Origin of the sequence: Saccharibacillus sp. O23 (assembly GCF_002205895.1) — a bacterium.
GTDB lineage: Bacteria > Bacillota > Bacilli > Paenibacillales > Paenibacillaceae > Saccharibacillus.
In genome coordinates this window covers 40108-51304 of record NZ_NJDE01000024.1, presented here as the reverse complement: position 1 = coordinate 51304, position 11197 = coordinate 40108, and the positions used below count along the sequence as shown (strand labels likewise).

At 59.8% G+C, this 11197-nt stretch carries 7 protein-coding genes; 3 read left to right on the top strand and 4 right to left on the bottom strand.

Annotated elements, in window-relative coordinates; all coding sequences use genetic code 11:
* Positions 1 to 54: 54 nt before the first annotated feature.
* Together CDO73_RS22450 and CDO73_RS22445 are read right to left on the bottom strand one after the other, a co-directional pair.
* A complete protein-coding gene (locus CDO73_RS22450; protein WP_088490762.1) occupies positions 55 to 3255 on the bottom strand; it encodes an ATP-binding protein in 3201 nt (1066 codons plus the stop codon).
* Entirely contained in the window at positions 3252 to 3635 is a 384-nt protein-coding gene (locus CDO73_RS22445; protein ID WP_088490761.1) for a response regulator transcription factor, read from the bottom strand. Before CDO73_RS22445 ends, CDO73_RS22450 begins: the two co-directional genes overlap by 4 nt.
* A 216-nt stretch (positions 3636 to 3851) precedes the next feature.
* Between CDO73_RS22445 and CDO73_RS22440 the strand changes: the two genes are divergently transcribed.
* On the top strand, positions 3852 to 4403 hold the full coding sequence (locus tag CDO73_RS22440) for a CcdC family protein (RefSeq protein WP_088490760.1): 552 nt from the start codon (positions 3852 to 3854) through the stop codon (positions 4401 to 4403).
* A gap of 593 nt (positions 4404 to 4996) precedes the next feature.
* On the opposite strand, the gene CDO73_RS22435 is transcribed toward CDO73_RS22440, so the two are convergent.
* Positions 4997 to 6436: a glycoside hydrolase family 1 protein gene (locus CDO73_RS22435; RefSeq protein WP_088490759.1), complete on the bottom strand. Its 1440-nt coding sequence runs from the start codon at positions 6434 to 6436 to the stop codon at positions 4997 to 4999.
* 142 nt (positions 6437 to 6578) lie between these two features.
* On the opposite strand from CDO73_RS22435, the gene CDO73_RS27270 reads away from it, so the two are divergent.
* Both CDO73_RS27270 and nagZ read left to right on the top strand, forming a co-directional pair.
* The gene (locus CDO73_RS27270) at positions 6579 to 7838 is read left to right on the top strand and encodes a LacI family DNA-binding transcriptional regulator (RefSeq protein ID WP_088490758.1); all 1260 of its coding nucleotides are present in this window, start codon (positions 6579 to 6581) and stop codon (positions 7836 to 7838) included.
* A gap of 194 nt (positions 7839 to 8032) precedes the next feature.
* On the top strand, positions 8033 to 9943 hold the full coding sequence (gene nagZ, locus CDO73_RS22425; RefSeq protein WP_088490757.1) for a beta-N-acetylhexosaminidase: 1911 nt from the start codon (positions 8033 to 8035) through the stop codon (positions 9941 to 9943).
* Between the two features lie 243 nt (positions 9944 to 10186).
* Here nagZ and CDO73_RS22420 read toward each other — a convergent pair whose 3' ends face one another.
* A complete protein-coding gene (locus CDO73_RS22420; protein ID WP_088490756.1) occupies positions 10187 to 11185 on the bottom strand; it encodes an NADP-dependent oxidoreductase in 999 nt (332 codons plus the stop codon).
* Between the last annotated feature and the right edge of the window lie 12 nt (positions 11186 to 11197).

Here is an 11197-nt window from a genome sequence, read left to right as displayed (position 1 = left end):
CGGGTCTAGCGCGTTTTGGACGAGCGTAACCTTACCTTTGCTTGGTACAGAGTACTACTCGTCCGTTCGGACTTCTATAATCGCGAAGTCCGGTCTTACTTCGATCTGCTGCGCATCCAGTCCGTTCGTTCGAAGCGCGGCTCTTGCCAACGATTCGCTCGGCACGGGGAGCGCAAGCGACAAAGCCTCGGTCGGTTTCTCGGTCAACCGCAGGCCCACTTCGAGCAGTTCGCGCACGCTGAACGGCTTGCGCAGGTACTTCTCTGCTTCGCTTTCCGCGTAATCGGCCGGCGGGTCGAGCGCCGACGAGACGATGACGGGAACCTGACGAAGATTTCCGTCCGCCGCGAGCCGGCGGATGAAGTCCCATCCGTTCAGGTCGCCGGCCAAAGACAGATCGACGATGCACAGCAGAGGCGTTCCCTGCTCTTTCGCGGCTTCCAGAGCGAGCAGCGCGCTCTCCGCCTCGTCGAATCGGCACACGCGCAACCCTTCCCCGACGAACGAATCTTCGACCAACCGCCCCAAGCTGGCATCGTCTTCCAATACCAGTACGGTTCCGGCCGGCGACGGCAAATGCAGCTCCGGCAGCGAGAACCGGAACGTGCTGCCTTCGCCGAGCTCGGAATCGAACGAGATTTCGCCGCCGAGCGCTTCGACCATCTCCTTGACGATCGCAAGTCCAAGTCCCGTGCCTCCGATCTGCCGCCTGTCGGAATTGTCTACCCGATAGAACTTGCCGAACAGCTTCGGCTTGGCTTCTTCGGGAATTCCCAGCCCGTAATCTCGGACTTCGACGATCCAGCGTCCGGCGTCGGCGGCCGAATCCCCCGAAGCGGACTCCGGCTGCGAACCGCCGCTCTGTTCGTCGGCCGGCTCGTATCGGATCGAACAGTCGACGAACTCCCGGCCCGGCGAATATTTGATCGCGTTGCTGAGCAGGTTATGCAGCACCTGCTTCAAGCGATCGCCGTCGCTGCGTGCCGCGCAGACTTCTTGCGGCAGATGCAGGCGAACGGCGTGGCCCGAACGTCCGTCCCACTGAGCCGCCACGTCCCGCGTCAGCGCCTTGAGATCGATCGGCAGCATCCGGTAAGTCTGCTTGCCGGCTTCGATCCGCTGGAGATCGAGGAAATCGCCGATCAATCCCGACAAACGCGTCGCCTCGCCGTGAATCGTGCTGAGATATTTCTGCGCCCGTTCCGGTTTGACCGTGCGGTGAAGCATGATTTCGGCAAATCCCAGAATGCTCGCGAGCGGCGTTCGCAGTTCGTGAGAGACGACGCTGACGAATTCGTCGCGCAGCCGATTGCTCTCTTCTTCCTCGGTCCGGTCGCGGAACACGAACAATCGAACGTCCCCCCAGACCACGTCTTCGATTCGCTGCACGTAGACTTCGAAATGACGGGTCGTTCGGCCGGGAGGATCGAACGTGTAGCGCGCTTTGGTACCGTTCAAGCCGTTATCCAGCGCCGCTCGGATTCGTTTTCCGGCATCGCTCTCGATGCCGTAACGCCGGTTGACTTCTTCCATGACCTCCACGAAGTTGGCTCCCGCCGAGAAGGCCGGGTCCAACAATTCGGCCGTTACCCGGTTGCTCATCAGGATCTCGCCCGACGGCAAGCAGACGACCAGCGCTTCGTAGATCGAATCGATCACCTGTTGGGTAGCGTCGCGTTGATGGCTCAGATTGCGTTTCTCCTGCTCCAATTCCCGATTCAGCCGTTCCAATTCGCGGCTCTGACGCTGGCGTTCCGATTGGGTCAGCTGCGCGAACAAAGCGCCGAGGAATTGGCGGACCATGCCGTCCGCCAACTCTTCTTCCCCTGCCAGCGCGGGGCGATCCCCGTAAGTCGTCAGCAGCAGGAAGCCGGCCGGACGGTCTTCTCCGTCTCCGCTGTATACCGGATAATACGTATCGATGGCGACCGAATACGCTCCGTGCGCGCCGACCTCCGCGCCCGACGCCGGACGCCGGCGGGTCAAAGGACGATTGGCCAACATCGCTTGCAGCGCGGGGCCCGCCGGCTCGCCGGTAAAGTTCTCCAGCGCCTCCAGCGGGTACCCGCTGCTGTACAGCATTTCGTATCCTTCTTCGCCGAAGCGCGAACGAATCGAATCGCCGCGGAGCGCATCCCGCGCCCCGAAATCCCGCGAAGCCTCGCCCTTCTCGCGTGCGGCAGGTTCGCCGCGCTTGCCGTCCCGCATGACGAGCATGGCGGCATCGCGCTCGGTAACCAACAAGAGCTGCCCGATCGCCCGTTTCAGAAAATCGTTCAAGTCCGTCAGCCCGACCAAAGACTGCTGGTACACGTTGATCGCTTCCAACTGACGCTCTCGGCTGGTCAAACGCTGGAGCGCCTGCTCCAACCGGCTTCGCTGATCGAGAATTTGCTCGTTCTGCGCTTCCAACTCGTCGTTCTGCGCTTCCAATTCTTCGCGCTGTTCTTCCATCTGAAGCAGATTGTTCTCAAGCTCCGATTGGCGGCTGCGAATGCCTTCCGCCATCCGTCCGATCCCGCCGAGCAGCCGTCCGATCTCGTCGTCGCGCCGAACGCCGTCGCCCGGATCGACGAGGTCTCCGCGTTCGATGCGGCCTACCGCCGCTTCCGCGGCCACGACGGGCGCGATAAAAGCTTTCTTCAGATAACGAATCAGCAGGAAAGCCGCCACGAGCGCCGCGATCAGCGCGAGAACGGGCACGATCAGCACGAGACGTCCTAACGTACGGATATGATCCGTCACTTCCAGAATCCGGCTGCGCTGCTGATCGACCAGATCCGAAAATTCCGTTTCCATCTGCCGCACCAACGAACTTCCTTGAGAGGCCGACAAATCGGCCATGCGCTCTCGATCCCCGGTCGCGATCCAACGCATCATCTGAATGGAGTAGCTATCGAAATTCGCGTTCAGCTCCTCCAATTCGCCGATCTCGGATTCGCCTTTATAGACATCGCGAAGCTGACCGAACAGCCGATCGTAATCCGTACGGGCCGACATCGCCTGGTCTTGCAGATCCTCCCGTCCGTAAGCCGCGTAAGCGCGAAGATACGAGACCGATTCCAGAAAAGCCCGCTCCGCTTCCCGCAGCTGGTTCATATGTTCGATCCGTTCCTCAAGCTCTCCCGATAACGAGGCGTACTGCCGATGCACCGTCAATTCGGCCGTCCCGAGCAATACGCCGAGAATCAAGAAAAAAGCCAGCGTTCGGTAAGCGATCCGGCGCGACATTCCTCCGGAAGACGCGCTTCTCATAAAACGCCGCCTTCGACCAGATCGCGCACGACGTCGGCCAGTTCCATCGGACTAAAAGGCTTGGAGATGAATTTGGACACCCCGACCTGCATCGCCAGATTCCGATCTTTCTCTTCGGCTTTCGCCGTCAGCAGAATCACGGGTTTGTTCGCGTTGACGCCGCCTTCGCTGCGCAGCCAGCGGCAGACTTCGATCCCTGTCGCTTCGGGCATCATGTAGTCGAGAATGATCAGATCGTAGTCGCCGTAACGCAGACTGTCCATCGCGAGCTTTCCGTCTTCCGCTTCGTCGATGTCGTAGCCTTCGTCCTCGAGCGTTTCCGTCAGCAAAAACCGCAGCACCATTTCGTCTTCAGCAATCAGAATTTTTTTGTTAGGCATCTCGGCCACTCCGTTCGGTGAAAGATTCCACGGCTGGAAGCCGTCGGGATTTGTTTCCATTCTCTATCTTATCTTAATCTTACCCTAAAATGGCGGCTTCGCGCCCGGGCGCTTTAAAAAGGAGGGGCACCTTGTGGTATACTGAAATCGCCGCCGCGACGTTCGAACAGACCGTTCGGCGCGTTTTTCGATTCCTTACAGAGAAGAGGCCTATAGATGATAGACTGGATCAACTCGATCTTCGATCGCTTTTTTTCGTTGAATCCCATTCTGCTCAGCGTATTGTTCACTTTGTTCTTCGCCGGAATGGCGTTCATGGCGCTGTTCATGCGGATGAAAGCCAGCAAACGGCCGCTTAGCGCCCGCAAGATCATGATGCCGCCGATCGGCATGGCGACCGGCTTCTTCATGTTCGTGATCCGCGATATCCAGATCCCGTGGATCGGCGCGCTCTCGGCCTTCCTGGTCGGCTGGTTCTTGTTCGCTTACCCGCTGATTCTCGGCACCAAATTCGAGCAGGTCGGCAGCGATCTGTTCGTCAGACGTTCCAAAGCGTTCTTGGTCATTCTCGTCGTGCTGATCGCGATCCGCCTCGCGCTGCACGGGTATGTGGAACGCTTCGTCACCCTGCCGCAGACCGGCGGCGTGTTCTTTATCCTCGCTTTCGGCATGATCCTGCATTGGCGCTTGAACATGCTGCTGCGTTTCAAACGCATGACGGGCGGTTCGGCCGGCGGCGAGACGGAGAGCGGAGCGGCGAAAGCGTAGCGGCCGCCCCAGACGCGGCAAAGACGCCGCCAGCACAGAACTGCTGCGGCGGTTGATCGCCGAAGGGCGGTAACGAAAAGGACGGCTCCCGTAGAGGAGGCGTCCTTTTTATCGAAAAATTCTCGACAGTCCATGCCTTTTCGCGAAAAGATCGGTGAGATCGACCTTCGGTTTCTAACGGATCGAGGTGACGCTTAGCGGGCATTTCGAACAGTTTTGAAATTCTAACGGAACCAGATGACGCTTAGAATGAAAATAGGCGGGTTTTCGTCCGGAAAAGAGGGCAATCGGACGGCTAAGGAATCGACGATCCGTTAGAATTTCGAAAAGGGTTGTTTGGCGGTTCTAACGAATCTACGATCCTTTAGAGCGTTACCTAAGCCCTTCGCGAGCTTACGGAAACGAACTGTTCTCCGAGTCGACTCTCTTTTACAGCCTGCGCGACTTTCGAACGCGGCTTCAGGACGCCTTCCTTTCGGGAGACGTCTTTTTTCGTTTCATCGCCGCTTATCGAACAAGACGCGAAAAAGCCGCCGGACAAGATCCGGCGGCTTCGCTTTATGCAGTTCGTGACGCAAGGCGCTTGAAGCGTCTTAACGCTTCAAACTTTTGCCGTTCGTCGCGATGACTTCTTTGTACCAATCGAACGATTTTTTCTTGTAACGTTCCAGCGTGCCGCTGCCGTCGTCGTGACGGTCGACGTAGATGAAGCCGTAACGTTTCTTGAGCTGCGCCGTGGAGGCGCTGACGAGGTCGATGCAGCCCCAAGTCGTGTAGCCCATCACTTCGACGCCGTCTTCGATCGCTTCGCCGACTTGAACGAGGTGATCGTTCAGGTAGTTGATGCGGTAATCGTCTTCGACCGTCTTCTCGCCCTGCTCGTTCGTGATCAGTTCGTCGACCGCGCCCAGACCGTTTTCCACGATGAACAGCGGTTTCTGGTATCTGTCCCAGAAATAGTTCAGCACGTAACGCAGTCCTTTGGGGTCGATCTGCCAGCCCCACTCGCTCGCTTGCAGATGCGGGTTCGGCACGCCGCCGAGCAGGTTGCCCGCGCCTCTGGCTTTCATCGCGGGGTCGGCCGTCTCGCAGATGCTCATGTAGTAGCTGAACGATACGAAATCGACGGTATGCTTCAGCGCTTCTTCGTCGCCTTCTTCGAACTTGATCGTGATATTATTCTCGCGCAGGTAACGTTTCATGTAGCCCGGGTAAGCGCCGCGCACGTGGATATCGGCGAACGCCATGTTCTTATGATCCGATTCCATCGCTTGAATCACGTCGTCCGGATTCGGCGTCAGCGGATAGATCGGCATGCTGAGGACCATGCAGCCGATCTTGAAGTCCGGATTGATCTCGTGTCCGACTTTGACCGTCTTGGCGCTCGCGACCAGCTCGTGGTGGATCGCTTGATACAGATCCTGCTTGCTGAGCTGCTTCTTCGGCGTGGAGATGCCTCCGCTCATGAACGGCGCTTCGAGGATCGAGTTGATCTCGTTGAACGTCAGCCAGTATTTGACTTTGTCTTTGTAGCGCTTGAACACGGTCGTCGCGTAATGCACGTAGAAGTCGACCAGTTTGCGGTTGACCCAACCGTCGTATTCGCGCGACAAGTGCAGCGGCGTCTCGTAGTGGGAAATGGTGACGAGCGGCTCGATGCCGTATTTGCGGCATTCGTCGAACAGGTCGTCGTAGAATTGCAGACCCGCTTCGTTCGGCTCGGCTTCGTCGCCTTTCGGGAAAATGCGCGACCAAGCGATAGACGTGCGGAAGACTTTGAAGCCCATTTCCGCGAACAGCTTCACGTCTTCTTTATAACGGTTATAGAAATCGATGCCGATCAGCTTCATATTGTCTTCGGTCGGGACTTCCGTGATCAGCGGGTCGCTGTCGTGTCCGTTTACGCCGATTCCGCCTCGCGGCGTCACGTCTTGGATCGACCAGCCTTTGCCGTCCGTCTGATACGCGCCCTCGAGTTGGTTCGCCGCTACCGCGCCGCCCCACAAAAAGTTCTCCGGAAACCGTGTGCTCATTATCGATTCACTCCTGTATGGTAGAATGGAAAAGAACTGCCCGGACAGGTCTTCCGCCGCCTCGTTCGAGCGCCCGGCGAACTGCCCTGAATCCAGCATAAATCGTGAAACGCGTTCCACGTCAACCCCAAGGAGCGATTCCATGTCCAATCTTGAAGAAATTGCGAAATTGTCGGGCTTCTCCAAAGCCACGGTCTCGCGCGTGCTCAATAAATCCCGCCATGTCAGCCCCGAGACTCGGGAGAAAATCCTGCGTGTCATCCGCGAAATGGACTACGTGCCGAACCGCAACGCCGTCTCGTTGTCCAAAGGGCGCACGATGCAGCTCGGCATGATCACGTCGGGCATCACGGAAGTCATTCTGCCGTTCATGACCAGCTTCGTCGAAGTCGCGGCCGAATACGGCTTCCAGACGATCATCTACACGTCGGATTCCGACCGGTCGCGGGAACTGTTGGCATTCGAAGACCTCAAGCAGAAAAGGGTCGACGGCCTGCTGATCTTGACCTGCGTCAACGATTCGGCCGTGGTCAGCTCTTACGGCAAATACGGCCCCATCGTCTCGTGGCAGCGCATGGACCACCCGGATATCCCGTCCGTGGCGATGGATCAATACGACGGCTACAAATTGGCCGTCGAGCATTTGCTCTCGCTCGGCGTCACGAAGATCGCCAACGCGTTCGGCCGTCCGAGCAGCTTGAATACGCATCGCCGGATTCAAGCTTACGAGGACCTGATGTCCGCGCGCGGCCTCGCGGCGCGCCGGGACTGGTACTTCAAGGCCGTCTACCATCTGGAAGACGGCCAGACAGTGGTCCGCCGGCTGCTCGGCTTGCCGGCGGGGCCTTCCGCCGCGCAGAGCCCGGCGCGGCGCGAAGCGTTCGCGGGCGAGCCGGGCATGCTCGCGGCCGGCGAAGCCGAAGGTCTCGCGCGGAGCGGCGCTTCCGCGGGAAGCCTGCCGGGCGAAGCGGCAGGCGACGGCCGCTCGGCGGACGAGCGGGCTTTCCGGCCGAGGCTGGAAAGCCCGGAAGCCGAGGCCGCGCCGGCGGAAGCGTTCGGCGGGCCGCACGAAGACGCCGTGAGCGGCGGCCCCGTACGGCCTTACGCCGACGAAGCGCCGGAGCCGGGCGAGCTGCCGCAGGCGATCGTCTGCGCGAACGATTATGTCGCGGCGGGCGTGTTGAGCGAAGCTCGGCGTCTGGGCTGGGACGTGCCCGGGAAGCTGCGGATCGTCAGCTTCGACAATATGCAGATCGCCGAGACGCTCGGCTTGACCAGCGTGCAGAACCCGATCCGCGATCAGGCGTATAACGCTTTCGCTCTGCTCTCGCCCGGCCTGCTCGGACGGCAGATCGCGCTCAAGCCGTTAACGTTCGGGCTGGTGAAGCGCGAGACGACCTGACGGAAGAGATCGGTCCGCCGAATCCGATCAGATCGGAATCGTATTTCCGGGTATGTTGGGTTCGCGATCGGATTTTCCGCTCTGCGTCTTCCGCCCGTGCAACCATTCGCCGCTTCGCGACGTCAACGATATCGCAGCGCTCAAGCTTCGCTTATTCGAATTTTATCCGCTTCATCGAAAGGAGCACTATAGCTATGCCCCGTACCGCCCGCAGTACCCGACATTCCCGCAAGAACCGTTCGAACCGTAAATTTACCGGAACTTGGTTCGCCGTATGCGGCATCCTGCTGGCGCTGATCGTCGCAGGCATTTTTCTGATTCTTAACCCGTCGGACCGTACGTCCGAGCCGCAGTCCGCGGATTCTCCGGCTCAGCAGAACGCGACCCAGAATTCGGCCGAACAAGATCCGGCTACGAGCGGCGCGCAAGATTCCGCCGCGGACGAGACCGCGAACGCTTCGGCGGCGGACCGCGTGGCCGCGATCGCGGCGCTGGCGAAGCAGGGCAAGATCGAAGGCTCGGACTTCGTCGTAGGACTCACCCGCGAACAAGAAGTCGAATCGCTGTGGCAGGCACCGAAGCGGACGTCGCAAAGCGGCGGTTCCGTCTATGCCGATTACCCGGCGCAGGATGCCACCGTCGGCTACAAGAAAGGCATCGTCGTCGATCTGCGTTCGGATCGCGACGATCTGCAAGAGATCCGTTACCGCGACATCGTCGATAAGCTGGGCGATGCCGACAGCGTCAAATCGTACCGGGACAACGACGTGGATCAAGCGATCCTCGGCTACAAGCTGCCGAACGGCTATACGCTGCGCTGGATTCTGTCCGGTCCGCTGCCGACTTCCGGCGCAAGCGCCGCCGCAGGCAGCGGCTCCGGCAGCAAAGACGAGAATCGCGACAACCCGGCGCTCGATCATCTCTCGCTGATCGGTCCCGTTCGGACGGAGAGCGCGCAAGCGGGCGATGGCGGCAGCGCCGCAGGCCAGACTTCGCCGAACGCTCCGTCTTCGAGTCCGTCCGCCTCGCCGCAGGCTCCCGCGGAGCCGTCGACGCCGGACAGCGAAACTTCGACGCCGAACGGCGCGGCCGACGACCTGCTCGCCGGCATGACGCTCGACCAGAAGATCGGCCAGATGGTGATCGCCGGCCTCGAAGGCACTTCGCTGCGCGAAGCCGACCGCGCCCTGATCCGCGATTACGGCGTCGGCGGCGTGATCTTCTACGCCGACAATATCCGCTCGGCGGCGCAGACCAAGCAGTTCGCCGCCGAAGTCCGAGCCGCGAATCCGCGCGGCGATCTGCCGCTCTTCGTCAGCGTCGATCAGGAAGGCGGCCGCGTCGCCCGGCTCAAAGGCGTCGACAAAGTGCCTACCGCCGCCGCGATCGGCGCGAAGAACGATCCGGCTTACGCCCGGTCGATCGGCGAACAGCTGGGCGAGCAGCTTCGCTCGCAGGGCTTCAATCTCGATTATGCGCCGGTGCTGGACGTGAACAGCAACCCGGATAACCCGGTGATCGGCGACCGCTCGTTCGGCAGCGACGCGAACCGGGTCTCGAAGATCGCCCTGCCCGTGATGGAAGGGCTGGAATCCAAGCAGATCATTCCGGTGGTCAAGCATTTCCCGGGACACGGCGACACTTCCGTCGATTCGCATATCGCGCTTCCGGTCGTGAACAAGAGCCTCGCCCAATTGGAGAAGCTGGAATTGATCCCGTTCAAGAAGGCGATCGCGGACGGCGCGGACGTCGTCATGATCGCGCATATCCTGCTGCCGAAGCTGGACGGGAAGTATCCGTCTTCGATGTCGAAAGCCGTCATCACCGACTTGCTGCGCGGCAAACTCGGGTTCGAAGGCGTGGTGATGACCGACGATATGACGATGGGCGCGATTGCCGAGAACTACGGACTCGGCGACGCGGCCGTCCGTTCCGTTCAAGCGGGCAGCGATATCGTGCTGGTCGCGCACGGCGCGGATAACGCGATCGAGACGATCCGAGCGATCAAGAAAGCGGTCGAATCCGGTCAGATCAGCGAGCAGCGCATCGACGAGAGCGCCGCGCGCATCGTCGCGTTGAAGCAGAAATATTTGTCGGCCAAATGATGTTCGACATCGGCCATCTCATAACGAACGAACTCGCCGCTTCCGGTGCTTTTCCGCAAGTCTACGCGCATCGTCCGAATAAAACGCATCAAAAAAGCAGCTTGTCCGATAGCGGACAAGCTGCTTTTTCGTGATCTATTGTGCCGCCGTGCAGCGTTCGAACCTCGCTTCGTCGATCGATATGCCTGCTTTTGCAGCGACCGCATCCGATCGTTTTTCCGCGGTCCGAGCCGTTTGTTCTTTTTACGCCTTAACCAACTGCTTGCCCAGATTCTCGCCGCTGAACAGCCCGATAAACGCTTCCGGCGTGCGTTCGAATCCTTCGATAATGTTCTCGCGGTATTTCAATTTGCCTTCTTGCAGCCATTTGGCCATCTCGGGAACCGCTTCGCCGTAACGTTCCGCGTATTGACCGACCAAGAATCCTTTGACCAGAGCCGTACGGGTCAGCAGCAGCGGAAGGAAACGCGGGCCCGGTTCGGGATTCTCTTCATTATAGAGAGAAATCTGTCCGCAGAGCGGAATTCGCGCGTTCGGATTCAACTGCTCGAGCACCGCATCGCTGATCGTGCCGCCGACGTTGTCGAAATACACGTCCACGCCGTCCGGGCAAGCTTTCTCCAGCGCTTCTTTGACATTCTCCGTCTTGTAGTTGATGACCGCGTCGAACCCGAGTTCTTCGAGCAGGTAGCGGTTTTTCTCTTCCGAACCGGAGATGCCGACGGCCCGCGCGCCTTTGATCTTCGCGATCTGGCCGACGATCATGCCGACCGCTCCGCCCGCGCCGGAGACGACGACCGTCTCGCCCGGTTTCGGCTGGCCGATATCCAGCAGGCCGAAGTAAGCGGTCATGCCCGTCATGCCCAGCACGCCGAGCGCCGTCTGGATCGGAGCCAAGTCCGGATCGACCGGATTCGCTTCTTCGCCTTTAAGGATCGCGTGCGTCTGCCAACCCCAACCGCCGAGGACGATATCGCCTTCTTTGTAGCGTTCGTGACGGCTTTCGATCACGCGTCCGACCGATCCGCCCGTGATGACGCCGCCAATTTCAAAAGGTTTGGAATAAGACTTGGCGTCTTTCATCCGGCCGCGCATATAAGGGTCGACCGACAGATACAAGGTCTCGACCGCGATCTCGCCTTCGCTCGGCGATCCGAGTTCTTCCGTTTTGAGTTCGAAGTTTTCGGGCGTAGGCGCGCCTTTCGGACGGCTCGCCAATACGAATTTTTGTTTTTGCGTCATTCGATCTTGCAC

Coding starts and splice junctions, on each gene's coding strand:
- CDO73_RS22450 (WP_088490762.1), bottom strand. CDS start 3,255: ATGAGAAGCGCGTCTTCCGGAGGAATGTCGCGCCGGATCGCTTACCGA.
- CDO73_RS22445 (WP_088490761.1), bottom strand. CDS start 3,635: ATGCCTAACAAAAAAATTCTGATTGCTGAAGACGAAATGGTGCTGCGG.
- CDO73_RS22440 (WP_088490760.1), top strand. CDS start 3,852: ATGATAGACTGGATCAACTCGATCTTCGATCGCTTTTTTTCGTTGAAT.
- CDO73_RS22435 (WP_088490759.1), bottom strand. CDS start 6,436: ATGAGCACACGGTTTCCGGAGAACTTTTTGTGGGGCGGCGCGGTAGCG.
- CDO73_RS27270 (WP_088490758.1), top strand. CDS start 6,579: ATGTCCAATCTTGAAGAAATTGCGAAATTGTCGGGCTTCTCCAAAGCC.
- nagZ (WP_088490757.1), top strand. CDS start 8,033: ATGCCCCGTACCGCCCGCAGTACCCGACATTCCCGCAAGAACCGTTCG.
- CDO73_RS22420 (WP_088490756.1), bottom strand. CDS start 11,185: ATGACGCAAAAACAAAAATTCGTATTGGCGAGCCGTCCGAAAGGCGCG.